Origin of the sequence: Leucobacter exalbidus (assembly GCF_017834145.1) — a bacterium.
Lineage (GTDB): Bacteria > Actinomycetota > Actinomycetes > Actinomycetales > Microbacteriaceae > Leucobacter > Leucobacter exalbidus.
The window spans coordinates 257,610-283,428 of sequence record NZ_JAFIDA010000001.1; the positions used below are offsets into that span (position 1 = coordinate 257,610).

The 25,819-nt window shown below is 64.5% G+C and carries 19 protein-coding genes, 1 pseudogene and 1 riboswitch; of the genes and pseudogenes, 15 read left to right on the forward strand and 5 right to left on the reverse strand.

Annotated elements, in window-relative coordinates; genetic code table 11:
* Positions 1-298 precede the first annotated feature (298 nt).
* The 10 genes from JOF28_RS01225 to JOF28_RS01270 all read left to right on the forward strand — a co-directional run bounded on the left by JOF28_RS01225 (position 299) and on the right by JOF28_RS01270 (position 13,215).
* Positions 299-1,735: a cytochrome ubiquinol oxidase subunit I gene (locus tag JOF28_RS01225; RefSeq protein WP_209704103.1), complete on the forward strand. Its 1,437-nt coding sequence runs from the start codon at positions 299-301 to the stop codon at positions 1,733-1,735.
* Between the two features lie 15 nt (positions 1,736-1,750).
* Positions 1,751-2,785 carry a cytochrome d ubiquinol oxidase subunit II gene (cydB, locus tag JOF28_RS01230; protein WP_209704104.1) on the forward strand — a complete coding sequence of 345 codons (1,035 nt, stop codon included), beginning with the start codon at positions 1,751-1,753 and terminating at the stop codon, positions 2,783-2,785.
* Positions 2,786-2,788: 3 nt separating this feature from the next.
* Entirely contained in the window at positions 2,789-4,549 is a 1,761-nt protein-coding gene (gene cydD, locus JOF28_RS01235) for a thiol reductant ABC exporter subunit CydD (RefSeq protein WP_209704105.1), read from the forward strand.
* Positions 4,546-6,231: a thiol reductant ABC exporter subunit CydC gene (gene cydC, locus JOF28_RS01240; RefSeq protein ID WP_209704106.1), complete on the forward strand. Its 1,686-nt coding sequence runs from the start codon at positions 4,546-4,548 to the stop codon at positions 6,229-6,231. Before cydD ends, cydC begins: the two co-directional genes overlap by 4 nt.
* A gap of 141 nt (positions 6,232-6,372) precedes the next feature.
* Positions 6,373-7,332, forward strand: a complete 960-nt coding sequence (locus tag JOF28_RS01245) for a zinc-binding dehydrogenase (RefSeq protein WP_209704107.1) — start codon at positions 6,373-6,375, stop codon at positions 7,330-7,332.
* Between the two features lie 1,366 nt (positions 7,333-8,698).
* Positions 8,699-9,808, forward strand: a complete 1,110-nt coding sequence (locus JOF28_RS01250) for a hypothetical protein (RefSeq protein WP_209704108.1) — start codon at positions 8,699-8,701, stop codon at positions 9,806-9,808.
* Between the two features lie 87 nt (positions 9,809-9,895).
* A riboswitch (TPP riboswitch) is annotated at positions 9,896-9,996 on the forward strand.
* Entirely contained in the window at positions 9,988-10,839 is an 852-nt protein-coding gene (thiM, locus tag JOF28_RS01255; RefSeq protein WP_209704109.1) for a hydroxyethylthiazole kinase, read from the forward strand. Its footprint overlaps the riboswitch before it by 9 nt.
* Positions 10,836-11,534, forward strand: a complete 699-nt coding sequence (gene thiE / locus JOF28_RS01260) for a thiamine phosphate synthase (RefSeq protein WP_209704110.1) — start codon at positions 10,836-10,838, stop codon at positions 11,532-11,534. Before thiM ends, thiE begins: the two co-directional genes overlap by 4 nt.
* Positions 11,531-12,412 (forward strand): bifunctional hydroxymethylpyrimidine kinase/phosphomethylpyrimidine kinase, encoded by an 882-nt coding sequence (thiD, locus tag JOF28_RS01265; protein WP_209704111.1) that lies wholly within the window; start codon positions 11,531-11,533, stop codon positions 12,410-12,412. Before thiE ends, thiD begins: the two co-directional genes overlap by 4 nt.
* Entirely contained in the window at positions 12,409-13,215 is an 807-nt protein-coding gene (locus tag JOF28_RS01270) for a 3-oxoacyl-ACP reductase (protein ID WP_209704112.1), read from the forward strand. Before thiD ends, JOF28_RS01270 begins: the two co-directional genes overlap by 4 nt.
* A 17-nt stretch (positions 13,216-13,232) precedes the next feature.
* On the opposite strand, the gene JOF28_RS01275 is transcribed toward JOF28_RS01270, so the two are convergent.
* On the reverse strand, positions 13,233-13,835 hold the full coding sequence (locus tag JOF28_RS01275) for a TetR/AcrR family transcriptional regulator (protein ID WP_209704113.1): 603 nt from the start codon (positions 13,833-13,835) through the stop codon (positions 13,233-13,235).
* A gap of 172 nt (positions 13,836-14,007) precedes the next feature.
* Between JOF28_RS01275 and JOF28_RS01280 the strand changes: the two genes are divergently transcribed.
* The 3 genes from JOF28_RS01280 (at position 14,008) to JOF28_RS01290 (ending at position 17,318) form a co-directional block, all read left to right on the forward strand.
* A complete protein-coding gene (locus JOF28_RS01280; RefSeq protein ID WP_209704114.1) occupies positions 14,008-15,084 on the forward strand; it encodes an alkene reductase in 1,077 nt (358 codons plus the stop codon).
* A 39-nt stretch (positions 15,085-15,123) separates the two neighbouring features.
* Positions 15,124-15,840 (forward strand): SDR family oxidoreductase, encoded by a 717-nt coding sequence (locus JOF28_RS01285; protein WP_209704115.1) that lies wholly within the window; start codon positions 15,124-15,126, stop codon positions 15,838-15,840.
* Positions 15,841-15,950: 110 nt separating this feature from the next.
* Positions 15,951-17,318 (forward strand): hypothetical protein, encoded by a 1,368-nt coding sequence (locus JOF28_RS01290; RefSeq protein WP_209704116.1) that lies wholly within the window; start codon positions 15,951-15,953, stop codon positions 17,316-17,318.
* Between the two features lie 42 nt (positions 17,319-17,360).
* Here JOF28_RS01290 and JOF28_RS01295 read toward each other — a convergent pair whose 3' ends face one another.
* The gene (locus JOF28_RS01295; protein WP_209704117.1) at positions 17,361-18,401 is read right to left on the reverse strand and encodes an aminotransferase class IV; all 1,041 of its coding nucleotides are present in this window, start codon (positions 18,399-18,401) and stop codon (positions 17,361-17,363) included.
* A 157-nt stretch (positions 18,402-18,558) separates the two neighbouring features.
* Between JOF28_RS01295 and JOF28_RS14765 the strand changes: the two genes are divergently transcribed.
* A complete protein-coding gene (locus tag JOF28_RS14765) occupies positions 18,559-19,956 on the forward strand; it encodes an anthranilate synthase component I family protein (protein ID WP_209704118.1) in 1,398 nt (465 codons plus the stop codon).
* 115 nt (positions 19,957-20,071) lie between these two features.
* Positions 20,072-22,594 carry a leucine--tRNA ligase gene (gene leuS / locus JOF28_RS01305; RefSeq protein WP_209704119.1) on the forward strand — a complete coding sequence of 841 codons (2,523 nt, stop codon included), beginning with the start codon at positions 20,072-20,074 and terminating at the stop codon, positions 22,592-22,594.
* 378 nt (positions 22,595-22,972) lie between these two features.
* Here leuS and JOF28_RS01310 read toward each other — a convergent pair.
* The 3 genes and pseudogenes from JOF28_RS01310 to istA all read right to left on the reverse strand — a co-directional run.
* Positions 22,973-23,197: pseudogene (locus tag JOF28_RS01310) on the reverse strand (transposase); the annotation flags it as partial.
* A gap of 110 nt (positions 23,198-23,307) precedes the next feature.
* Entirely contained in the window at positions 23,308-24,075 is a 768-nt protein-coding gene (locus JOF28_RS01315; protein ID WP_209704120.1) for an ATP-binding protein, read from the reverse strand.
* The gene (istA, locus tag JOF28_RS01320; protein ID WP_245189823.1) at positions 24,075-25,694 is read right to left on the reverse strand and encodes an IS21 family transposase; all 1,620 of its coding nucleotides are present in this window, start codon (positions 25,692-25,694) and stop codon (positions 24,075-24,077) included. Before istA ends, JOF28_RS01315 begins: the two co-directional genes overlap by 1 nt.
* Positions 25,695-25,819: the final 125 nt, after the last annotated feature.

Below are 25,819 nucleotides of genomic sequence, written 5' to 3' on the forward strand. Positions count from 1 at the left end.
GCACTTGCAACAGTACCGAAACGAATGGGTGCCTCAAGGATTGCGCGGGGCTCGGGGGTGGCGCGGGGGAGCCGCGCGGCGCAGACAATCTTGACGTGAAGCGAAGACAATCTTGACGTGAAGCTAAAGAAATCTTGACGTCAAAATGCATTCGCGATCAGGTAAAAATCTCGATAAATTTGAGAGTGTTCAACGCAAGTTTGAACGCTCTGGGGGTGAAATTCTCTCAGATCTCACTACGGGGTTTCTAGCTTTTGGCTGGGAACAATTCCATAGTCAGGAGCCAACTTTGTACTTTATGCTCGACGCCCTTGATCTGGCGCGATGGCAATTCGGATTAACGACGCTGTACCACTTCATCTTTGTGCCACTGACGGTGGGTATGGCCCTGATCGTGGCCATTCTGCAGACGGTGTGGGTGAAGACCGATAACCCGAAGTACCTGCGCCTCACCAAACTGTTTGGCAAGATCTTTCTCATCAACTTCGCGATGGGGGTGGTCACCGGCATCGTGCAGGAGTTTCAGTTCGGCATGAACTGGTCAAACTACTCCCGCTTCGTCGGCGATATCTTTGGGGCCCCGCTCGCGATGGAGGGACTGATCGCGTTCTTCTTCGAAGCCACCTTCATTGGGCTGTGGATCTTTGGCTGGGACAAGCTGCCCAAGAAGATTCACGCCGCCACGATTTGGTGCGTGTGGGTGGGCTCAGTGCTGTCGGCCTACTTCATCCTCGCCGCCAACGCCTTCATGCAAAACCCCGTGGGCTACGAGCTCAATGACGAGAAGGGGCGCGCAGAACTCACTGACATTGTCGCGGTGCTCACAAACCCCGTCGCGCTCACCCAGTTTCCCCACACTATCTTCGCCGCGGTCATGTTTGCCGGCACGGTAATGGTCGCGGTCGCCGCCTGGCACCTCAAGCGCAACCAGTTCGTTGATGACATGCGCACCACCCTCAGGTTTGGTGCCGTCACCAACATTCTGGGGTTCTTGGGCGTTGGCCTCTCGGGCCACTCGCTCGGCCTCGTAATGACCGAAACGCAGCCCATGAAGATGGCCGCGGCCGAGGCGCTCTATGACTCAGCCTCGGGCGCCGACGCTTCGTTCTCGCTGTTTAGCCTCGGCACCCCCGATGGCGCGCACGAAATCTTCTCGGTGCGCATTCCGTACCTGCTGTCGTTCCTGTCAACGGGCAGCTTCGACGGCAGTGTGGAGGGCATTCGTGACCTGCAAAGCACCTACACCGAGATGTACTGCGGTGCAGGCGACACCCTGCTCACCTGCCCCACCGATGGCCAGTTCGCCCCGATTATCTGGATCACCTACTGGGCCTTCCGCTGGATGATTGGCCTCGGCGCACTCGCAGCACTCGTGTCGCTCGTTGGCCTGTGGATCACGCGCAAGAAGCAGGTGCAGCTGCCCAAGTGGGTCTGGAATGTTGCGATCTGGACGGCACCGCTGCCGATGCTCGCCTCACTCGTGGGATGGGTGTTCACCGAGATGGGCCGCCAGCCCTGGATCGTGTTTGGGGTGATGACCACCGAACAAGCGGTATCGCCGGGCGTACCGGCCTGGGCCGTGATGGTGTCGCTCGCGGTGTTCACCATCGTCTACGGCGGCCTTGCGGTGCTCGAGTTCAAACTCATTACGAAGGCCGCCAAGGCAGGCCCGCCAGAAATTGGCGAGACCGCTGACGGCGACACCGACCACCAGTCGCTCGCGACGGTCTACTAGAAAGGAAGACACCTCATGGAACTCACCACACTCTGGTTCTTCATCGTTGGCGCCTTTCTCATTGGCTACTTCGTGCTCGACGGCTTCGACTTCGGCGTGGGGATGTCGCTGCCGTTTCTCGGCAAAGACAACACCGATCGCCGCGTCATCATCAACACCATTGGCCCCGTCTGGGATCTGAACGAAACCTGGCTGATCGTCGCGGGCGCCGCCATATTTGCCGCGTTCCCCGAGTGGTACGCCACGATGTTCTCGGGCTTCTACCTCGCCCTGCTGCTCATTCTTGTCGCCCTGATTTTGCGCGGCGTCTCATTTGAATACCGCCACCAGGGCAAGGGCAAGAACTGGACGAAGTGGTTCGACCAATTCATCTTCTGGGGGTCGGTGCTGCCCCCGCTGCTGTGGGGCGTCGCATTCGCCAACCTGGCACAGGGGATGCCGATCGTGCCGATGGAACGAGGCGGCTGGCTCTTCGAAGGCACGCTGCTCACCCTGCTCAACCCCTACGGGCTGCTCGGCGGGCTCGCAATGCTACTGATCACTTTCACCCACGGCCTCGTGTTCGTGGCGCTGAAGACCACGGGCGAGATGCGCGACAACGCACGCGCACTCGCCACGAAGGCGGGCATCGTCACCATCGTGGTGGGCGCAGCCTTCTTGATCTGGACGATCATGCAGCACCTCGACAGCGACATGATCTGGCTGATCGTCACCGCCTCGGCGGTTGCCGCGGTCGCGCTGATCACGGCGTGGGTGGCGAACCTGCGCGGGCGTGAGGGCTGGGCCTTCACCGGCAACGCGATCGCGATCGCGTTCGTGCTGCTCGCGATCTTCCTCGCACTGTTCCCCAATGTGATGCCCTCAAACATTGATCCGGCGTTCTCGATGTCGATCGAAGGGGCCGCGAGCTCGCCCAAGACGCTCGAACTGATGACCTGGGTGGCCGTGTTCACGATGCCGCTCGTCATCGCCTACCAGGCGTGGACCTACTGGGTCTTCCGCCGGCGCATCTCGCGCGACGCCATTCCGGCAGAAACGGCAGCGCACTAACCCATGAAACCCCTCGACCCGCGCCTGTTGCGCTATGCCTCCGCCGCCCGCCGCGTGCTTGCGCTCGGCGGAGGCCTCGGCCTCATTCGCACCCTCGCGACCATCGCGTGGTGCTGGTTTCTCGCGAACGCCCTCACGGTGATCGCGCTGCCGGTGCTCGCTGGCGCGGGTGGAGGGGCGGGGCAGATCGCCCAAAATGCCCCGGATCAGCGGCAACTGCCGCAGCTCATCGCCTACGCCGCGGCGGCGTTTATCGTGCGCGCCCTTGCGGGCTGGGCGATGGACGTCACCGCGGCCCGCGGCGCGGTGCGGGCGAAGGAACAGTTGCGCAGCGCGGCTCTTAACGCCCTCGACCGGCGGGCCATGGGGCCCGCCGGCGGGGATGGCCCTGGGGTGAGTGCGCCGGCGAGCGCGCCCGGCACCGTTGAAACGAGCACCATTTTGGGGCGCGGCCTCGACGCCCTCGACGGCTACTTCTCGGGGTACCTGCCGCAGCTGATTCTCGCGGTGATCGCGACCCCCGTGTTGGTCGCCACGATTCTGCTCGCCGACCCCGTGAGCGGGGTCACCGTGCTCATCGTGTTCCCGGTGATTCCGATGTTCATGGTGCTCATCGGGCTCGCCACGAAGGCGGTGCAAGATCGCCAGTGGGCGCAGCTGCGCAGGCTTTCGGGGTCGTTCCTCGACGCGGTCGAGGGGCTCTCCACCCTCAAAATCTTTCGGCGGGAACACCGCCAGGCCGCACGCATCGCGCGTGAGGCCGACGACTACCGCGTGCGCACCATGAAGGTGCTGCGGGTTACCTTTCTCTCGGGTTTCGTGCTCGACCTCGCCGGCACCTTCTCCATTGCGCTCGTCGCGGTGACCGTGGGCACGCGCCTCGTTGAGGGCGCTTTTCCCCTCGCGCTCGGCCTCTTCGTGCTGCTGCTCGTGCCCGAGGCGTTCATTCCCGTGCGCCAGGTCGGTGCGGCCTTCCATGCCTCGACCGAGGGGCTCGCCGCCTCGCAAGATGTGTTCGCGCTTATCGAGGGCGGGGCTGACGAGGTGGCTCCCGGGGTCGCTGCCGACAGCGCCGGCGACGACACCGCCTCCACGCTCACGCTCGAGGATGTCACCGTGGCCCGCGGGGCACGCCAGGTCGCTGGCCCCGTCTCGCTCACCGTCGCACCCGGCGAAGTCGTGGCGCTTGCAGGGCCCTCGGGAGCCGGTAAATCCAGCGTGCTCGCCGCCGTGCTCGGGTTCGCCGAGGTCACGAGCGGCCGCCTCAGCCGCCCGGGCGCCGTCTCCTGGGTGGGCCAGCGCCCAGATCTCGCCCGTGGCACGGTCGCCACAAACGTCGCCCTGGGCGACGATGCCCCAGACCCGGTGCTCGTGGTGCGGGCGCTGCACGCCGCGCAACTGCCCGACGTTGACCCCGTAACCCCCCTGGGCGCCCTGGGCAGCGGCCTCTCGGGCGGGCAGGCGCAGCGCGTCGCCATCGCCCGCGGCCTCTACCGCGCCTGGGCACACGACGCACCGATCATCATGCTCGACGAACCCACCTCGGCGCTCGACGCCGACACCGAGGCGCGCATCTGCGACATGCTGCGCGCCGAAGCCAGCGCCGGCCGCGGGGTGCTCGTGGTGAGCCACCGCCCCGCCGTGCTGGCCGCGGCCGATCGGGTGGTGACGCTGGGCGATCCGGAGCAGCGTGATCGCCACGAAATTGCGTCGCAAGATACCGACCCCGCAGTGCCGACCGTGACCCAGGGAGCTTCCTCATGAGCGCAGTAACACCTCGCGAGCGCGTGATCGCGCGTGCGCTGCCGCCGCGCGCGAAAACGGTGGCCGGCAATACACTGGGCGCGCTGGCCGACCTGTGCGTCGTGGGCCTGCTCGGTCTGAGCATGTGGCTGATCGTGAGCGCGGCAGAACAGCCGCCCATTTTGCACCTCACATTTGCGATCGTGGGGGTGCGGGCGCTCGCGATTGGGCGGGCCGCGCTGCGATACACGCACCGGCTCAACACGCACGATGCGGCCCTTGCCCAGCTGGCGCCGCTGCGGGCAGAGACGTTTACGGCGCTGGTGCCGAGGGTTCCGGGGGCGCTGCCCACGAGCCGCCGCGGTGAGCTGCTCGCCGCCTTCGTTGACGACGTTGATCAGCTGCAAGACGAGCCGCTGCGGGTGCGCGGGCCGCTCGTGACGAGCGCGATCGTCGTCGCCCTGTCGCTCATCGCGGTCGCCCTGATTTCGCCCGTGGCCGCCCTGGTGCTGTTCGTGTCGCTCGCCGTTTCGGGTGCGCTCGCCATCTGGCTCGCCGCACGCTCAGCGGGCTCGTACGACCGCGAGCTGAGTGCGGCCCGGGCCCGCCTGAGCGATGCGCTGCTCGAGCGCTTCACCCGCACCGACGCCCTCGCAGCTTTTGGCGCGCTGGGGCAGGCGCGCGCCACGATCGCCGACGCCGAAGCGCAGCTGTCACGCGTGCAGCTGGGGCGGGCCGGATCAGCGGGCCGCACGGGCGCGATCTTGGCGTGTGGGGCGGGGGCTGCGACGCTCGTCACGCTTCTGCTCGTCGCACCCAGTGCGCTTAACGCGCCGCTGATGGCCGCCGTCACCGTGCTGCCCACCGCGGTATTTGAGATCTTCGCCCAGGTGCCGGCGGCATTTGCGGCCGCCCGCGCGGTGCGCGCGAGTGCCGACCGGGTCGCAGGGCTCACCGAGGGGGAGCTACCCGCTGAACTGCCGGTTGAGTTGGCTGAGGGTGCGGTGCTTGAAGCGCCGGCTGCCGGTGCTGCGGGAACTGGCGCGGTCGCGCCGCTTGCAGATACGACGATCGAGCTTATCGATGTCGCCGTGCGCCACCCGGGGGCCTCGCGGCCTGCGGTGGCCGGCGTGAACTTGACCCTGCGCCCGGGCGAAACCCTTATTGTGACGGGCGAGAGCGGCGCTGGTAAAAGCACGCTCGCCCTCGCGCTTGAGGGATTCTTGAACTACGAGGGTTCGTACCTGATCGGGGGAGTCGAGGCGCGGTCGATACCGACGCACACGCTGCGCGCCACCGTGGGCTTGTGCGAGCAAACCCCGCACCTGTTCGACACCGACCTGCGCCAGAACCTGAAGTTCGCGCGCGACACCGCTACCGATGACGAGCTTTGGGCCGTGCTCGAGCGGGTGGGGCTCGCCGACTGGGCACGCCCGCGGGGTGGCCTCGATGCGTGGACCGGTGAGCGCGGCGCGCTCGTGTCGGGCGGCCAGGGGCAGCGCATCGCGCTCGCCCGCGTGCTGCTCGCCGATTTCCCGGTCGTGCTGCTCGATGAGCCCACCGCCGGTGTCGACGGCCCGCTCGCCGACAAGCTGCTGCGCGACCTCATGGAGGCGGTGCCGGCAGACCGCTCGGTGCTGCTGATCACGCACGCTGAGGTGCCGGCGGAGTTGCGGGCGGAGCGGCTGGCCTTGGCAACCTGAGCAGCGAAAGGTAGCATGTCGTAAGCGTTCGAACAGAATTCAAAACCGCCCGATTCGTCGTATGATTGGGAATAATTTGGGCTCCTAGGCCGTTGCAATACAGTGAGTTAGATACATGCGCATACAAAAGGAGATTCCCTCATGAAGGCATGGCAGTTCACCGGTACCAACCAGCCGCTCGAGTTGAATGAGGTCGCAGAGCCGCACGCCGGGCCGGGGCAGGTCGTGGTTGAGGTGAGGGCTGCAGGGATCTGCCATTCTGACGTGACTGCTCTGGATGACGCGGGTTGGATGCCACTCTTCCCAGAGCTCCCTCGCACCATGGGGCACGAGAACGCCGGTGTAATCACTGAAGTCGGCGAGGGCATGGACGAGTGGAAGGTCGGCGACCGCGTCGGCCTGGCCCCGGTGATGAGCGATGGCGACGCCCTAGGTTACGGCAAATGGGACGGTGGCTTTGGCCCCCGTCTACTCGCCACCAACGACAACTTGGTCAAACTTCCCGACGAGGTTTCTTTCGAGCTCGGCGCGATGGCGACTGATGCTGGTCTGACGGCTTACCACGCGATCATGGCCGTCGGTGGGGCCAAAGCCGGAATGAAGGTCGGCGTGATCGGACTTGGCGGCTTGGGATACATCGGCGCGCGCGTTGCGGCGCTCTCTGGTGCTGAAGTCTATGGCGCTGAAGTGAACCCCGAAACGCGGAAGCTGGCTGACGAGATCGGACTCGCGGGCATTGCCGACTCGATTGATGCGTTCAAGGATAAGAACCTCGACCTGATCGTCGACTATGCCGGTTTCGGAACAACTACGGCCGCCGCCATTGAGACGCTTGCTGAATTCGGAACGTTTGTTCAGGTCGGAATGGGTCGCCTTGAGGCAACCATCAACACCTACCCGATTATCATCAATCAGCTCACCATCAAGGGTTCAAAGTCTGGCACCAAGGAAGACCTCGAGGCGCTCTACGAGCTCATGAAGTCTGGCCAGCTAAACCCGCCGATCAACCTCATCACTCAGGCTGAAATCCCCGAGGCGATTGACAAGCTGCGCGTTGGTGGCGTAGTCGGCCGTTACATCGCCATGTACGAACAGGCATAGCGAAACTAGAGAAGTTTGAGTTGATCCCGAAGATCATTGGATCGACTCCTTCTACTTTGTATCGATCGGCACGGCAGCACGTGCGTCCCCGCACCCCAAGTGGCGATTCCGCGTGACCTGCGAGATGACGCTACGGGACTCGTGCGGCGGGAAGGCGGCGTGCTGCGTCACACCTGAGTGAGGCACGGGCGAGCATGATCCGGATCAAAAATCGTGACCCGGATCGCGCGTGACCAACGTGGGAGCGAGGCCGCTTATTGGCCTCGCTCCCACGTTTTGCTTGACCGGCTACTTCTGCTGGTTCCACCGAAGGGCTTTTGGTCAGTGCCCGCGTTAAAAAGCATTGACTCCCGGCCAATCTCTTCTCCGTCTGTTGCCATAACCTGCTGATCTGCCGGCTGCGCTTCGTAAAACGAGTCAAGGGCTTCTGGCTTGAGGTTGCTTCGGATTAGGAGCGCGGCCCCCTTGATGCGTGCCGTTTCCTGCACCGGCAAACCGCGAGACCGCCCATGAGGAATCCACCAGCTCAGTGTGCTGTGGCAGCTCCAAAGCCAGCAGGCGCTCTTCAACTCGTTGGGCAGCTGCATTATTGGCATTGTGTACCCATACGTAAGTGCCGATGAAAGCCAAGATCGGCACCAGTACGATGGCAGCGAGGATGGAGAAAATCCAGCGCCCAGGGTGCTCTCGGAAGCTACTACAGAATCATGGGTGATCCCTACGCGTGTGGTCGCGGAACGGTCTGAGAAAGCAGTAGAGCTCGGGCCTGATCGGGGGCGTCGAGGCGCGGTTGATTCTGACGCACATCTTGCGCTTGTAGTTTTGGCTCAGATGAAACACACCACATAGGTGAAACTCGCCAATCGACTGTGCGAAGCTTGGCCAGTCGCTACTTCAGCCAATGAGTGTTCCAGGGGGTGATTCGCAGATGCCGCGCAAACGCAAACAAGCAGTGCCCAAGCACTTTGTCCAAGTACTCAGACGCCCCAATGTGGGGGTCGAGACGACGACGGGGCGGCCGTGGATCGGCGTTGATCAGCAGGTCGGGCATGGCTCAGCCGACGCGCGGTTCGCGTTGACCCCTGAACAGTACGCTCAGGTGCTGACCGAGGGATGGCTAGAAACGCCTTTCGAAATGGAATGCTGGCGTGGCGAGCACCCCGAGCTGGAGTTATCACACCCAGGAAAGCGCCAAGAGACACCCGAAGTCTGGTCTCCGGCACCATCGCGGTCAATAGAGACGCCATTTCACGGTGAACTGTGGCGTCACGCTGACGTACTCGGGGCAACGCCAGAGGACGACATCGTTCAAGTTGTGCAGCAACTTGCAGCTCAGTCCTGGCAACCGTGCATCGTGGACGGGGTAGTGCATCGTCTGACATTCTTGCTCACCGGCGAAAACTCGTACCCGCGCCCCGAAGGGCTGATCGCCGGGCTCACGCAGGGGAGCACGCGCGACCTTGCGCACTTGATCTTGGGCGAGCCGGTAGACGCCACTCGTGACGAGTTTGCTGCGGACGGGATTCGGGTCTTTCTTGAATTCGAAGCCGGGGGCCTATCCCAGATCAGCATTGAGCCGACTTTGCAATGGACCCTTCCTCCGGGCCGCCTCGGGCGTCTCCTTGAGACGCTTGGGACTCCCGAGTTTAGTGATGCATTTGTTGAGGTTATCGAGCAGACGGGCGGAGCGCGGCGACGTCACGAGATACTTTCGGGCGGCATCGGGCGGCTCATTGTTTGGGACGCTGGGCTCAAAGTTCAAGTGCAAGACGGCAACATAGCGATCGCGCAGGTTGAGATCAGCACGGGCGAGGCCGATGAGCCGAATGAGTATGCCCGAACACTTGTCCCGGGCATGACGTGGCCAGCGACGCGAGAACAGTTGCACTCGGCATGGGGGCCGCCCTCAGCAACGGCCGGGCATGCCGATTTGTATCGGTACGGTCGTCGAGAATTGGCGGTGCACTTCAGCTCGGGTCAGGCTAACGCGACCCTGGTTAAGCTCACCGCCGTCATGAGCGGCCAGAATGCGACCATGGCGATGCCGTCGCGTAGTTCTGGCAATTACACAATCTATCTTGATCTGCTCGGGCGCCCCCAAACCGATGCGACTGTCGTCTACGCCCGCACGCAGCTCGGTGCTCACGTACAGCTGTCGGGCACGGGAAGAATCGTCACCGCGGTGGAAGTTGACGGGAGCAGAGTGGGCTTTGCTCGCTTCATGGACGGCTGGTCAAACGTTGCTAGGCGAAGCGACGTAGCTTTCGGCGCACCCGACTACTACGGTGCCCACGACGACGTCTGGTGGCGTGCCCCCGGATGGATTCACGTGCATTCCAATAATGGCCGAAATATTGATCGCATCACCGTCTCCCAAGAACGTCCGACTCGCCTTGACGTACACGCGTGGCAATTTGGGCGCGACAGCATGGAGGCCTGGCGGTCGCTTTCAGACGGGGCATCCGTCACTGAGTGATTGGTGGGTGTGCGGAGCAAACTTGGTGCTGGTCGTAGCTGTGTGACATGAAATTTCGGTGTTTCTGAACTCGTGGGCTATGTTGGGCTCTGTGACACGGGGTGCCCGTCGCCGAATGGCGGGCTGAGATTACACCCGTCGAACCTGATCTAGTTAGTACTAGCGAAGGGATGTTATAGATGCGCACGCGTCTAACCTCTGAACAATGCGCCCAAATGCTCGATTTTCTGCGGGAGCGAGCCCCACTCGTGCAGTGCGTCACCAATACGGTGGTGACAAATTTCACCGCGAACGCCCTGCTCGCCTTAGGCGCCGCCCCGGCCATGGTCGACGTGCCCATTGAGGCCGGCCAGTTCGCCCGCATCGCCTCTGGCGTGCTGATCAACCTGGGTACACCCCACGCCGAACAGCGCACCGCCATGCTTGAAGCGGCCCATGCGGCACACGACGCCGGCACCCCGTGGGTGCTCGATCCCGTGGCCGTCGGCACGTTGACGGTGCGCACCGATCTCGCCCGCGAACTGCTCGCACTGGCACCCACCGCCATTCGCGGCAATGCCTCAGAGATCATCGGACTAGCAGGCCAGGGGAGCGGCGGCCGCGGCGTCGACGCCACCGATCTTCCCGAGACCGCGCTCGCCGCAGCCACTCACCTGGCCGAGGCGACCGGCGCGGTGATTGCCATCTCGGGCGCGGTCGATCTGATCACCGATGGCACTGAAACCATCAGGGTCGCGAACGGCCACCCGCTGCTTACGCAGGTCACCGGGGGCGGTTGCGCACTCGGCGCGGTCACGGCGGCATTCCTGTCGCTCACACACGAGAGCGCAGCATCGGGCGGCCACGCGCCTAGCCCGCGTGGTGGGCTGGATGTGCTCGCCGCAACGGCGGCCGCGACCGCCGTGTATACAATTGCCGCCGAGCTCGCTGCGGCAGATGCAGAGGGCCCCGGCAGTTTCGGGTGGCGGTTCATCGACCGGCTGCACGATCTTGACGCCGCAACCGTCGCAGCGCGGGTGAGGCTGTCATGAGTGCACCAAACGATTCAGTGTCGGATATCTCAGTGCCAGATGCCTCAGCGCGCGCCATCGATCTCTCGATCTACCTCGTCACCGATGAGGCCCTGTGTGGTGAGCGCGGGGTGGTGCAGACCGCGATCGACGCCGTTGCGGGCGGGGCCACCACGGTGCAGCTGCGCCACAAAAACGCCTCAGATGAGCAGCTGCTCGAGACCCTGCTGCAGCTCGCACACGCAATAAGCGACCGGGCGACCCTGCTCGTGAACGACCGCGTCGACGTCTTCACCCGTGCGAAAGCCCTGGGGGCTGCGGTGCACGGCGTACACGTGGGGCAGGGAGACCTCGACCCTCGCGCCGTGCGGGCGCTGATCGGCGAGGACGCCATTCTCGGGCTGAGCGCAGACAGTGCGGCCCACCTCGCCGCGGTGCGCGCGCTACCGGCGGGCACCGCCGACTACCTCGGGGTGGGGGCGGTGCGCGCCACCTCCACCAAACCCGACCATCCGCCGGTGCTCGGCATCGACGGCTTTGCAGCGGTCACCGCGCAGGCAGCACTGCCGTGCGTGGCGATCGGCGGCATCGGCCTGGCCGACGCACAGCCCCTGCGACGTGTGGGCGCGGCAGGCATCGCCGTCGTCTCGGCAATCTGCGCCGCGACAGACGCCCGCGAAGCCGCGGCCCAGCTACGTGAGGAGTGGAGCGCATGACCCAGATACCCCGCGTGCTGAGCATCGCCGGCACCGACCCCACGGGCGGCGCCGGCATCCACGCCGACCTGAAAAGCATCGCCGCGAACGGTGGCTACGGCATGGCCGCCGTCACCGTGCTCGTCGCGCAGAATACCCGCGGCGTGCGCGCCACCCATGCGCCACCAGCCTCATTTCTCACTTCTCAGCTCGACGCGGTGAGTGATGACGTCACCATTGACGCCGTCAAAATCGGCATGCTCGGCGACACCGCCATCATCGATGCCGTGGCTGACTGGCTGACCCGGGTCCCCCCGCCGATCGTCGTGCTTGATCCGGTGATGATCGCCACGAGCGACGACCGCCTGCTCGACGAGACCGCCGAGGGCTCCCTGCGCGCCCTCGTGCCCCGGGTCGATCTCGTCACGCCCAACCTGCCCGAACTTGCCATCTTGCTCGACGAACCCGTCGCCCGCGACTGGGCGCACGCCCTCGACCAAGGGGAGCGGCTCGCCCAAGACACCGGCACCCGCGTGCTCGTCAAGGGCGGGCATCTCGCAGGCATGGCCTGCCCCGATGCGCTCGTGGGCGCGGGCGAAGCGCCGTTTGTGCTCGACGGGATCCGGATCAACACCCCGCACACCCACGGCACCGGGTGCTCGATGTCGGCCGCGCTCGCCACACGCCTCGCCGTGCACGGCGACTGGCGGCGCGCGCTCACCGAAACCAAAGCCTGGCTCACCGACAGCATTCAGTCGGCGGCCGAGCTGCGGGTCGGCGCAGGCCACGGGCCCATCAACCACTTCCACGCGCTCTGGAGCGCGGCCCAGGCGCCGCAAATAACGCACACCACTCATGTATCTCACGCAATGCAGACCAACGAAGGTTCACGCTCATGACTGACACCACCCCGCTTCCCGCATCCCTCCCCATCTCCGAACAAACCGTGCTCGTCACCGGCGGCGGCCGCGGCGTCGGCACCCACCTCGTGCGCGCCTTCGCCCAGCAGGGCGCTCGCGTCATCATCAACTACCGCAGCAGCCACGCAGCAGCGACGGCGCTCGCCGCAGAACTCGAAGTAGAGCACGGCGCGGGCCGCGTGATTGCACTGGAGGCAGATGTGACCGACCGTGAGGCGGTCGACCGGATCGTGGCTGATGCCACCGCGCACTTTGGCACCGAAATTACCACGGTGGTGAGTAACGCGTTGCCCGCGTTCTCGTTCAACGGCGATGACCGACCCAAGGCAGCAGACATCGGCTGGGATGACGTGGCTGCGCAGTTTGAGGGCACCGTGCGCGGGGCCCTCAACACGGTGCAGGCGGTGCTGCCCGGCATGCGTGCGCGAGGATTTGGGCGCGTCATTACCGTGGGCACGAATCTGTTTCAGCACCCGGTGGTGCCGTACCACGACTACACCGCGGCGAAAGCGGCGCTGCTCTCACTCACCCGCACACTGGCGCACGATCTCGGGCCCGACGGCATCACGGTGAACATGATTTCTGGTGGGCTGTTGCGCACGACCGACGCGAGCGCCGCCACCCCTGACGCCGTGTTCGAATACATTGCCGCCGCCAGCCCGCTGCGCAGGGTGACGACGCCGCGCGAATTCGCTGACGCGGCGCTGTTCTTCGCCTCAGAGTGGTCGCGGGCCGTCACCGGTCAGAACCTGGTGGTCGATGGCGGGCTCGTGAATAACTGATCGCGGGCGTGCGTACGCTATTGCGGCAGCACCGCCGCGATCTGGGTGCGAATATCTGCGATCACCGCGTCGGTTGAGGGGTGCAGATGCGCGCCGCTGGCCATGGTGAGAAACGTGATCGACGAGATGACGTGGGCGAGGGTGCGCGCGGTGTCATCGGTCACCGCGCCACCGCGGGTGAGTACCTCGGCGTACGCCTGCTTGGTGCGGGCGACGATGCTCAGCGCCTCGGCGTGGTGCGGTTCGCCCGGGTCGCCGAACACCATTTCACGCAGGTAGGTGCGCCCGTTCTCGATCTGGACCCGGTTGCAGCGCACGACGGGGGTGACGATGGCGAGCAGCGCATCAAGCGGGTCGGTGAGCTTTGCGGCCGCGGCCTGCCCTGCGGCGAGCGCCTGGGCGTAGTGGGCGTTTTGTACGAGCAGCAGCAGCTCACCCTTGGTTTTGGCGTAGAGGAAGAGGGTGCCCGCGCCGATATCGGCTTTGTCGGCGATCTGTTGTGTGGTGACCTCGTCGACGCTGTGGGTGGCGAAGAGTTCGGTGGCGGCAGCGGTGATGCGTTCGAGTTTTTCGAGTTTGTTGCGTTCGCGCCGACCCAGCGCGGGTGCTGTGAACGTCATGAGAAGTATCCTCCTGGGAATAAAGTATGAGTACACTCAGTTATGATCATGGTCACTGTCGCGTGGCCTCGAATCTGCTTCCGCTCATTCTCTCACGACAGTGTTGATTGCCCCGTTGTGCCGGGCTACCGACCGGTAGTCAGTAATCGTGCGATGTAAAGGAACTCACCTCATGACCTCCTCTTCACTGTGGACACCATTTACCCTGGGCCGCATGCAGCTCGAGCACCGTCTCGCCATGGCGCCGATGACGCGCAACCGCGCCGACGTTGATGGCACCCCGAGTGACCTGATGGTCGACTACTACGGGCAGCGCGCCGGCCTGGGCCTTATTATCACCGAGGGCACGCAGCCCTCTGCTGACGGCCAGGGCTACCTGAACACCCCCGGCATCTACACTCCCGAGCATGTTGCGGGCTGGAGCAAGGTCGCCGACGCCGTGCACGAGAAGGGTGGGCACCTGTTCATCCAACTGATGCACGCGGGCCGCGTCTCGCACCCCGATAACACCCCGCACCATCGCCAGCCGGTCGCCCCTTCGGCGATCGCTCCCGGCGAGGATTCACACACCCCCACGGGCGTGCAGCCTATTCCGGTGCCCCGCGCACTGGGCACCGAGGAGATCGCTGATGTGATTGCCGAGTTCCGTCACGCGGCTGCCTCGGCCATCGCTGCGGGTGCCGACGGCGTCGAGATTCACGCCGCGAACGGCTACCTGCTGCACCAGTTCCTGTCGCCCAACTCGAACGAGCGCACCGACTCCTACGGCGGATCAATTGAGAACCGCGCCCGCATCGTGATCGAGATCGCGCAGGCCGTGGCCGACGAAATCGGCGCCGACCGCACCGGCATTCGCATCTCGCCGGCACTGCCGCTCGGTGGCCTCAACGAGGGCGAGGTAGAAGCCGTGCGTGCCCAGTACCGCTACCTCGTCGGCGAGCTCGCCAACCTCAATCTCGCGTACCTCCACGTGCACCACATCGGTGACGATGAGCTGTTGCGTTCGTTCCGCGAGGTGTGGCCGACCGCCGTGCTCGTGGTGCGTTATGGCCGTGGCCGCGACCAGATCGCCGCCGACATTGACGCGAACTTCGCCGACATTGCGCCGATTGGTCGCTTCGCACTCGCTAACCCCGATCTGGTGGAGCGCCTGCGCACCGACGCCCCGCTGAACGAGGTCGACCCGGCCACCCTGTACGGCGGCGGAGAAGCGGGCTACACCGACTACCCCGCGCTGGCCACCGCCTAACCCGCCAGCACACCACCACCACACGCAGAAAGCAGACACATGACTTCACTCAATGGCGCAGTAGTGCTCGTGACCGGCGCAAACGGCGGCATCGGCACACGCTTCGTGCGCGAAGCCCTCGCCCGCGGTGCGGCAAAGGTGTACGCCTCGGCGCGCAACCCGCGCACCTGGGATGACGACCGCATCGTGCCGTTGGCGCTCGATGCCACTGATCCGGCATCGATTCAGACAGCCGTTGCGGCGGCCCCCGACGTCACCGTGCTGATCAACAACGCCGGTGCCGGCGTGCACAGCGCCGGCGTGCTCGGCCACACCGACGCCGAGATTCGCGCCAACGTCGAGGTCAACTTCCTCGGTCCGCTGTTCCTCTCGCGGGCATTCGCCCCCGTGTTGGCAGCGCACGGCGGCAACACCGCCATTATCGACATGCACTCGGCGCTGTCGTGGCACGCGAGCGTGGGTATCTACTCGGCCACCAAGGCAGCCCTGTGGTCGGTCACGAACTCACTGCGCATCGAACTGCTGCCCGCTGGCGTGCAGGTCGTCGGCGTGCACGTGGGCTGGGTCGACACCGCCATGGCGGCCGGCGTCACCGACCCCAAGACCGACCCCGCCGTACTGGTAGGGATGATCTTCGACGCCACCGAAGCGGGGGAGTATGAAGTACTCGCCGACGACACCGCCATCAACCTGAAAGCGGCGCTCAGCGCCCCGCTCGAAGCGGCCTACCCGCAGCTCAGGCAGGCACAAGGCTAAACGCCCTCAGGGCTAAATGCCTTCAGGGGCATCGCGGGTGCTGTTTCATCAGCACCCGCGACACCCCGGCCCGGCTGCAGGCCACCCACCATTTTTACTACAGTTGACGGGTGACTTACGTACCCGCCGTTCGGCTCACCGGAGAGCTCCACCCCAACCCCGGCTACCCCCTCACCGTCGATACGGTGACAGCACACCTGCGCTCGCGACGCCTGCTCGCGGCAGTCGGACAATACGACCTGAGCGCCCTGGCCCGCGCCGCCGGAGTCACAGAAGCCGACCGCTCAGTGATTATCGCGCTCGCCGCCACCGAAGACGAACGCGTCTTCGTGCTCGAAAACGGTAAGGCCCAGCAGGGCCTGAGCGTCGCTGAGCTGTGCGCCGAACTCGCGGCCGCCACACGCGCCAACGTTGAGATCTCAGGCGAATACGTCGACGCCAACGAAACAGAAATCGAAGATACGTTCGAACGCGGTGATGGCGCGGATGAAAGCCACTCGGGTGACCGTGCCGACGATGACGCCCATGGCGACTCGGGGCCGATCGTCGTAGAGCTGCCTGACGCAGACGACCCCGCGCCCGTGCTCATCTTCCGAGGCAAGGCCGACCTGCTGCCCATGCTCGCCAAAGACGCCGAATCACCCCTCGAAACCATCACCCACGGTGACTGGACCATCGTTGGATTCGAAGATGCGGCGGCCGACCCCGGCAGGCACGGCTGGACCCGCAGCGAAACCCCCGTCATTGAACTCAGCGCCATCGGCGAAGACCGCTACCTCACCATCCTCACTTCACGCGGCGCCCTTATCCAGGGGTGCACCCTCACGTGGCAGACGCCCACCACACCGGTACTGGGCGATGAGGAGACCTTTGAGGCAATCACGGGGGATCACCCCGGCCTCGCCGCCGTGCTCGCAAGCCTCGCCAACCCCCACCTCGACCCCGAATCCGAAATGACGCGCCTGCTGAGCGACCCAGCCTTCGCCCACATCGACGCGCATCAGCTCGCCACCGCCCTGCAGCTCCCGCCCGACGAACACTGGTTCACCCGCGTCCTCACAGTCCTCGAGCTACCCGCGCTCGCCGCAGCCGTGTTTGAAGCTGGCGGGTTTGCTACAGACGGCGAGGACTCCGCGCGCGTGACCCGGGTTGAACCCGGCGGATTCTGGGCGTCCATGCGTGCCGTGCTGCAGGTGCACGACACCGCATCGCCCAGCGAGATCGAGCGCAAGGGCATCTTCGGTCGCATCTACGCGGCAACGGTACGCCAGCCGGCACGCATGCTGTTCTCGATCGTCCCTGAACTCGCCCTCGGATCGGCCGCCCTCGCCTGGGTGGCCACCAGCGACCACCGGCCCTGGTGGCTCATCGCCGTAGGGTTCGCGGGCGGGCTCGCCATTCTCGACGCCGTCGTTGATATCGCCCTGATGATCAGGCGCATCACCCGCCAGCGCCGCGGCATCTCACCGCGCAACTAGCGCCCCTGGAGAGCGATCCCCGGATAGCGACCTCCCGAAGGGCTAGGGGCGCACCGGCTCCCACGTGCCATCAAGCGCGAGGCGAAACCTCGCCAGGCGCCCCGCATCGTGCACCGTCAGCGCCTGCCCATCAATTGAGCGCACCGGGCGAATACCGTGCAGGGCATTCACGGCCCACACGTCGCGCCCGACCAACTGATCGGGAGTCACCGTGGCAGGCATGAGCGGCGCCCCGAGGCTGCGGGCCTCACGGGCAACGAGCGCTTCGGCGACCGACGGCACCCGCTGTGTAGACGCCGCCACGAACCCACGCCCAGCGGCATCCCACCACACCAGACTCGTCGTCGTGCCCTCAATCACCGCGCCATCGGCGTCAACCAGCAGCCCCTCGCACCCCAGCGAGCGCGCAATCTCGCTATAGACCGCAATATTCGGGCCCTTGCGAGCAGGGGAGACGAGGCTTGCGGGCAGTGGCGCGGTACGCAACTCAATACTGTCCCGGATCACAGGGAGGGGTCGCAACGCCACCGATAGCTCCCAGCCGGGCACGAGCTGTACAGAGGGCACCTGCTGTGGGGGCTGCGCACTGCCTGCTTGCTGCGCTGCCTGTGTTCCTGGTGCTTCCTGCGCTGCCTGCTTCCCTAGCGCGGGGGACGTCTGCCACAGCTCGAGCCGCGGAAACCCCTCGCCCGCCGCATCGATGCGTTCCAGAGCCTCCGTGAGGAACTCATCTAGCGCATTCGAAACTGTGTTCGAATCAAGATTTGGGCGTGAATCAGCGGAAGCTGGCGCCTGAGGGTTAGGAAACACCTCAAGCAACGGCTCAACTTCTGACAACGCTTCAATCGCGGACTGACGGAACCGTGCCAGGTGCAGCGCAAGCCCCCGCACCTCGGTGACGTCAGCGCGCACACGCGTGCGAAACGAATCAGCCACCGCGAGCTGCCGAGAGGGAACGCTCGCGCTGAGCTCCGTACTAAGTTCCGCGCTGGGCTCCGTGCCGAGGCCATTACTTGCCTGCCGTGCAGAGGAAGAGGGATCCGGAACAGGGAGCGAAGAATCCTGGGGAGCGTGCGCGGGCATGCGGCGAGCGTACCAGGCACGCCAGCAGTGTTCGGGAAGATAGAACAGCCGCACCTGTGGCTCTCACTGCGCCCGCTACTGCGGCCATACCCATTGAGGCAGATACATCCAGCGCTGCGACTACGCTAGTGGAGTGCAAGAAACCAGTGCGCCACACGTGAGGCGGCCAATCGAAGGCTCCTTCGACGCCGAAACCCTCGCCCGCACCCTTGCCGCTGCGGGCCACCCCTGGTGCTGGCTCGATGGAGAGGCTCCCGCCCAGGGGGAGACCCAGGTCAGTTACTTCGGCGCCACCGAACACATTATTGAATGCGCACGGGGGAGCGAACGAAAGTTCCTCACACACCTGCGCAACGAACAAGACCGCCGGTACCGTAGAGACGGCCACTCACACCGCCACTCACACGAAGACCCACAAGGTTCCATCCCTGCGACAGCTGTGCGCGACGGATTTCACGGGGGTTGGGTCACCGCGCTGAGCTACGAGTTCGGCGTCGCCCTCACTGACCTCACTCCGGCGATAGACGACGAGCCGCCCGCATTCGCCCTGCGCCTCGACGCCGTACTCGCCCTCACTGGCGACACCCTCGAACTACGCGCACACACGCACGAAGCGCTCGCCGCAGGGATACAGTACTACGCCAGCGTCATCGCACGGGCCAGGCGAGGCATGCGGTCCCAGGTTCGCGCCGACACCGCGCACCTGGCGCAAACCGACATTGCGTGGCGCCGATCCGGAGCCGCGTATGAAACCCAAGTCGCCAAGTGTCAGCAAGCCATCACGGCCGGCGACGCCTACGTCATCTGCCTCACCGACTCCGCACGCACAAACGGCCACTTCGACCCCATCGACATCTACACCCGCCTACGCCGCCTAGGCACTGCGACCCGCGGCGGCATCATCAGCACCGGCCACCGTGCCCTCATCAGCGCCAGCCCAGAACGCTTCCTCAGCGTGCGAAACCGAGAAATCTCTACCCACCCCATCAAAGGCACCCGCCCCAGAGACGCAGATAGCAACCGCGACCAAGCGCTCGCCGCAGAGCTCGCGAACGATCCGAAAGAGCGGGCCGAGAACCTCATGATCGTCGACCTGATGCGCAACGATCTCAGCCGGGTGTGCGCGCCGGGATCGGTGGGCGTGCGCGAATTTTTGCGGGTCGAGCAGCACCCGCACGTGCATCAGCTCGTGAGCACCGTCGCCGGGCAGCTGGCCGATGGGCTCGATGTGTTCGACGCGATCGCAGCGTGTTTTCCCGCCGGATCAATGACGGGCGCCCCCAAACGCCGTGCCATGCAGCTGCTGGGCGAACTCGAAGCGGCCCCGCGGGGGCTCTACGCGGGGTGCTTTGGTTGGCTGGATGACGGCGGCGACGCCGAGCTCGCGATGACCATTCGCGGGGTGGAGCTGCGAGGGTTGGCAGGCGCGCGGCAGACCGCGCTCGTGGGCGCCGGCGGCGGGATCACCGCAGATTCAGACCCGGCAAGTGAGCACGCAGAGAAAGACCTCAAGGCCGCTGCGGTGCTTGCGGCGCTGGTGCCTCGCGCACTCTAGACGTTTGACACGCCTGGGGCGCGGGCGCGGTGCGCGGCGAGGATGCCCGGGCGCGGTATCCTAGACGGGTGTGTGCCCGCCGTCGCGGGCCCTCCCAAACGAGATCGAGGTGTGTGTGACTGAGCAGGGGCGTGAAGCCGAGGGCTACGACTTCCAAACAATTCAGGATCGGTGGCTGCCGGTTTGGGATGAGCTGAAGCCGTTCGAGGTCACCGATGAGGTGTCAGATCGGCCCAAGAAGTACGTCCTCGACATGTTCCCCTACCCCTCAGGCGACCTGCACATGGGTCACGCTGAGGCATTCTGCTTCGGTGACGTGCTGGCACGTTACTGGCGCGGCCAGGGCTACGACGTGCTGCACCCGATCGGGTGGGACTCCTTCGGGCTGCCCGCCGAGAACGCGGCCATCAAGCGCGGCGTTGACCCGCGCGACTGGACGTACTCGAACATCGACCAGCAGAAGGCGTCGTTCCGCCTGTACGCGCCGTCGTTCGACTGGAGCCGCGTGCTGCACACGAGCGACCCCGAGTACTACAAGTGGAACCAGTGGATCTTCCTCAAGATGTACGAGAAGGGCCTCGCATACCGCAAGGCCAGCTGGGTGAACTGGGACCCGGTAGATCAGACGGTGCTCGCCAACGAGCAGGTGCTCGCTGACGGCACCTCTGAGCGCTCGGGCGCCATCGTGGTGAAGAAGAAGCTGACGCAGTGGTACTTCCGCATCACTGACTACGCCGATCGCCTGCTCGACGATCTCGATCAGCTCGAGGGCCGCTGGCCCGCGAAGGTGCTCAACATGCAGCGCAACTGGATCGGCCGCTCACGCGGTGCCGAGGTTGAGTTTCAGATCGAGGGCCGCGACGAGAGCGTTCCCGTCTTCACGACGCGCCCCGACACGCTGCACGGCGCCACCTTCATGGTCGTCGCTCCCGACTCAGACCTCGCGGCTGAACTCGTCGAGGATGCCTCTGATGAGGTGCGCGAAGCGTTCCAGAGCTACCTCGCTCAGGCGCAGAAGCAGACCGAGATTGAGCGCCAGAGCAGCGAGCGCGAGAAGACCGGTGTCTTCTTGAACCGCTTTGCGATCAACCCGGTAAACGGTGAGCGCATTCAGGTGTGGGCTGCCGACTACGTGCTCGCCGATTACGGTCACGGCGCGATCATGGCCGTGCCCGCGCACGACCAGCGCGACCTCGACTTCGCCCTCAAGTTCGACCTGCCCGTGCAGGTGGTTGTTGACGTGCGCGACGAAGACGGCGCAGCGCTCGAGAACCCCGCCGTGAGTGGCGTGGCCACCAGCGGCGCAGGCGTCATGATCAACTCGGGCGAGCTCGACGGCCTCGGCAAGACCGAAGCCATCGCGAAGGCCATCGAGGTGCTCGAAGCGCGCGGCACCGGTCGCAAGACGACCACGTACCGCCTGCGCGACTGGCTGATCTCACGCCAGCGCTACTGGGGCACCCCGATTCCCATTCTGCACAACGAGAATGGCGACATGCGCCCCGTCGACGAGGCGTCACTGCCCGTCGAGCTGCCGTCGTCAGAGGGCCTCGATCTGAAGCCGAAGGGCTCGTCGCCTTTGGGTGCCGCCACCGAGTGGTCCACCGTCACCGACGAGGCCACGGGCGAAACGTGGAAGCGTGACCCCGACACCATGGACACGTTCGTGGACAGCTCGTGGTACTACCTGCGCTTCATGGCTTCGAACGATCCGACGCAGCCGTTCGACCCCGCCGCTGCAAAGAAGTGGGGCCCGATCGACCAGTACGTCGGCGGCGTTGAGCACGCAATCTTGCACCTGCTCTACTCGCGCTTCATCACGAAGGTGATGAACGACCTGGGCTATGTCGATTTCGACGAGCCGTTCATGGACATGCTGAACCAGGGCATGGTGCTGCTTGACGGCGCGAAGATGTCGAAGTCGAAGGGTAACCTCGTCGAGTTCGCTTCCGAGCTGTCGGCGCACGGCGCCGATGCGCTGCGCGTGACGCTCGCGTTCGCTGGCCCGCCCGAGGATGACATTGACTGGGCCGACGTGTCGGTGCAGGGCTCGGCCAAGTTCTTGGCGCGCGCTTGGCGCATCGCCGATGACATTGAGCACTCAGGTGCTAACGCTGCGGCCGATTTCGCCACCGGCGACCAGGGCCTGCGTTGCGCGACGCACCACCTGCTCGCCGACGCACCCAGCCTCATCGAGTCGTACAAGTTCAACGTCGTTGTCGCACGCCTCATGGAGCAGGTCAACGTGACCCGCAAGGCGATCGACTCGGGCTGCGGCGTGGGTGACCCTGCCGTGCGCGAGTCGGCAGAGGCGGTCTCGCTGATCCTGTCGCTATTCGCACCCTACGCGGCTGAAGACATGTGGGCGAAGCTGGGCCACGAGCCCACCGTTGCCCTGCAGACCTGGCCCACCGCCGACCCCGCACTGCTCGTTGAGAACGAGGTCACCCTCGTGGTGCAGGTCGACAAGAAGGTGCGCGACCGGCTCACGCTGCCCGCATCGGTCACCGAGGCTGAGGCCGAGGCTGCCGCGCTCGCGAGCGCGGCCGTGCAGGCAGCGATTGGTGATCGCGAGATTGTCAAGGTCGTGGTGCGCGTGCCCAAGATCGTCAGCATCGTAACGAAGCCCGCAAGCTAGGGCTTGTGCGGGGCCCGCAGCACTGGCTGCGACCCCCGCTGTGCACTGTGGCCGCTGCCTCACCGTTCTGGTGGGTAGCGGCCACAGGCGTATCTGGGGCTTTGTGGATCCGGATCAACGGGCCTGTCCTGGCTAGGTAGCCCCTCCTACAAGGTTGAGCTAGTTCCGGAGGATAATCGCAGATCTCCCCGGAGTTATTCGGTATCCTCATCCGCCCCAATTCTTTTGGGGGAGGTCGGTCGCATTCGCTCCGCTAGTATCTTCGAGTCGGATACGCTTTGGAGGCACGAACTGCGCGGAATATTCGTCAGAAAACCAGGCCCAAGTGGTCAAGTCCCGTGGAGTGGTGTAACGATCATTCTTCGAGAATGAGCTTGGCTACGCAGTCAACGTGAGGGGTAGTTCCACAGCCACCTCCTCAGCAACGTTGTCCGTGATGAGGCGAACCCTGCAACGAGCCAACACCTCGAGTCCGAGGTATCGGCGGCCCTCCGCCCACTCGTCAGATTGCTCTGCCAGGACCGCTCCAACGAGCCGGGTGATCGCGTCTCGATTCGGGAAAATACCGACAACGTCAGTGCGACGTCTGATTTCTTTGTTGATGACAAGTAGCCCTTGATGGTACGGGTAGTCCACATACCCGGTACTCCTATTCTGGCGAGGGGGTACTGGCACCCAGTCGAAGACGCTGGATGCCAGGCCGCTCGCTCCTGCTACTCCCAGTGGTCCTCTTTCTTGCGTGCGCGTTCGGCGTGCAGGCTCCGCATATCGATAGTGCCCAGATCGATGCGGCGGGAGCCAGAGACGAGCCTGTTCACGATCGAGTCGGCCGCGACTCGGTCCGGGAGCGCTTCGAGCCAATAGCCCGGCCCCGACTGTGACGCGATAATCGTGGGCAGCCTCGTGTCTCTGTTCGCGAGGATTGTGAAGAGGTCATTCGCGGCGTCAGCATCAATACCGATGGTGAGGAAATCATCCAAAATAAGCACTTCAACGTTTGAGAGGTCGTTCAAGAGCTGCTGATGCTGGATGCTGTCACCCCTCGCGACGAGGAGGCGGCGGGCAAGGTCATCCATGCGAACGTAAGTCACCGAGTGTTCGGTGTGGCAGGCCGCGATCCCGATCGCGCACGCTAGATACGTTTTCCCGCCGCCGGTAGGTGACATGATCAGCACGTTCCTCGGGTCTTGCCGCCATGCGGCTGCCGCGTAACGTTGCATCCTGACTTTAGTGAGGCCACGCCCTTCTCGATAGTCGATCTCTGCGACTGACGCGGTCGGATGAGGGAACCCGGCCTTCTTGATGAACCCGTTGACCCGGTTCTCGCGCCGGATCCCGAGCGCTAAATCGGCGGCGGTTTGAAAGAGTTGTTCGGGGGTGAGATGGTCATTCGCCTCATCAGCGATGAGCTGCTCGAACTGGAGCGCAACGTGCGTGATCCTGAGGGTGCGGAATTTCTCGTGGTCTTCGCTGCTGAACATTAGGCTGCGCCTCCCTGCTGCCCGTTGCCTGGGGCGTAGTGAGAAGCGTCGCGCACGTACACGTCAGCAAACTCTTCGAACTTAACGGGACTCACTCGCTTTGCTTGGCCTTTCTGCGTTGACCCTGCCGGCACTCGGGGTGCAGGTTTCTTGACGTCGCTATCGATGCCCGCCATCATGCGTTTCAACACGGTGTATGTGGGTGCCGTTCCGAGGTTCAACACCTGCTGGCAGGCAGCCTCGAGTCGCTGCTTGTTCCGCCTCCCCAACCCGGTGAGAATATTCTGGCAGTCGAGGAAGCCCTGCGCCTCGATCTGCTGACGGTCAAGAACCTGCTCGATCACGGTCACGGTCGCGGGGCCGAAGCTCCGCGCGAGATCGGTGAACCATCGCCTGGTCCACAGCCCATCAATGTTGCGGTGCTGTGGCGGCACATGCGCAGGCTGGGTCGCATACTGGCCTTTACGCCCGGTGAGGCGTCGGTGTTCACAGACAAGATCGTGCCCATCGAACACTGCCACTCTCGCCGAGGTGAGTCGGGCCCGAAGGAGGCGGCCAGCGTAAGCATGGGGAACGGAGTAGTGCATGTAATTGCAGGTGACGTGGTAGTTCCGCCCCACCTTCACGTCTTTCCACTCGACTTCTTCAAACGGGTCGGCAGGCATCGGCCCAAGTTCTGCCGCTTCCTCGGTCTCGAATCGTTCCCATCTGGTGGTGTCGTCGGCGCGTAACATCACGTGATTGATCTCGTGTACCCGCTCCTCGATCGCTTCGTTCAACTCCGCAAGACTCGACCATGTTTCCTCGGCAAGATATCCGATGACACGTTTATTGACTACGTTTACCGCGTTCTCGGCAGCCGCTTTGTCGCGTGGTTTCTTGACTCTGGCGGGCACGACCGCGACTCCGTAATGGTCAGCGAACTGCCGGTAGCGTGCGTTCACTACCCGCTCCGCATCACCCTGCCGCAGCCGATGTGTCGAGGTTGTCGGGTTATCGGGCACGATCAACTTCGTCGTGCCCCCAAAGAACGAGAACGCACGCGCATGCGCGTCAATCCACGACGGTGATTTCATGTCCGTATACGCGTGGCAGAACACCGCACCCGAAAACGGGAGCGCTGCAACAAACAAGATCGCCTTGGTGATTTCCCCGGTTGCCTGGTCGACGAGGTCGAGGGTGTCGCCAGCCCAATCGACAAGTATCGCCCGACCCGGCTCATGTTTGAGCGTCGCGACGAGATCGTTCTTCCTCAGGTAGTCGCTGAAGAGATGGCAGTACTGGGCGTACCCATATTTCCTCAGCCCTCCGCTATCTTGACCGACATAGCGTGACCAGGCTTGCTGCAGCGTGAAATGCCGATTCTTCCGCATCGATGCCACCACCCGTCGGTAGTCGGGCTGTTCATAATCATCGCTCACTCGAGCGCGCCCATCGGGGAACAAACCCCGCACCTCGGCATCGGTCATGGGCTGGAACAAAGCGCGAGTAATCCCGCGCGTCGCGATCACCTTCTTCGCTGCTGCAACCTCTCGGCGAGAACATCCCACAAGCTCCGTGATCGTCGCGTAGCTGCGCTGATCGAGGAGCAGATCCATGATTTTTCGGTAATCGGCCATCACCGGCCACCTCCTGAAACTGTGTCAGCAGCACCGTATTGTGCCGCTAGTTCCAGAAAAGCGCATAACGCGCGGCAGTACCACCTGCCCAGAATAGGAGTACCGGGTAGATGGACTACCCGTAC

Excerpts from the sequence above, each read along its gene's own strand:
- cydC (WP_209704106.1), top strand. The coding sequence starts at position 4,546 with ATGAGCGCAGTAACACCTCGCGAGCGCGTGATCGCGCGTGCGCTGCCG.
- cydB (WP_209704104.1), top strand. The coding sequence starts at position 1,751 with ATGGAACTCACCACACTCTGGTTCTTCATCGTTGGCGCCTTTCTCATT.
- JOF28_RS01280 (WP_209704114.1), top strand. The coding sequence starts at position 14,008 with ATGACCTCCTCTTCACTGTGGACACCATTTACCCTGGGCCGCATGCAG.
- JOF28_RS01285 (WP_209704115.1), top strand. The coding sequence starts at position 15,124 with ATGACTTCACTCAATGGCGCAGTAGTGCTCGTGACCGGCGCAAACGGC.
- thiE (WP_209704110.1), top strand. The coding sequence starts at position 10,836 with ATGAGTGCACCAAACGATTCAGTGTCGGATATCTCAGTGCCAGATGCC.
- thiD (WP_209704111.1), top strand. The coding sequence starts at position 11,531 with ATGACCCAGATACCCCGCGTGCTGAGCATCGCCGGCACCGACCCCACG.
- JOF28_RS01275 (WP_209704113.1), bottom strand. The coding sequence starts at position 13,835 with ATGACGTTCACAGCACCCGCGCTGGGTCGGCGCGAACGCAACAAACTC.
- JOF28_RS01245 (WP_209704107.1), top strand. The coding sequence starts at position 6,373 with ATGAAGGCATGGCAGTTCACCGGTACCAACCAGCCGCTCGAGTTGAAT.
- istA (WP_245189823.1), bottom strand. The coding sequence starts at position 25,694 with ATGGCCGATTACCGAAAAATCATGGATCTGCTCCTCGATCAGCGCAGC.
- cydD (WP_209704105.1), top strand. The coding sequence starts at position 2,789 with ATGAAACCCCTCGACCCGCGCCTGTTGCGCTATGCCTCCGCCGCCCGC.
- JOF28_RS01295 (WP_209704117.1), bottom strand. The coding sequence starts at position 18,401 with ATGCCCGCGCACGCTCCCCAGGATTCTTCGCTCCCTGTTCCGGATCCC.
- thiM (WP_209704109.1), top strand. The coding sequence starts at position 9,988 with ATGCGCACGCGTCTAACCTCTGAACAATGCGCCCAAATGCTCGATTTT.
- JOF28_RS01270 (WP_209704112.1), top strand. The coding sequence starts at position 12,409 with ATGACTGACACCACCCCGCTTCCCGCATCCCTCCCCATCTCCGAACAA.
- JOF28_RS01225 (WP_209704103.1), top strand. The coding sequence starts at position 299 with ATGCTCGACGCCCTTGATCTGGCGCGATGGCAATTCGGATTAACGACG.
- JOF28_RS01315 (WP_209704120.1), bottom strand. The coding sequence starts at position 24,075 with ATGTTCAGCAGCGAAGACCACGAGAAATTCCGCACCCTCAGGATCACG.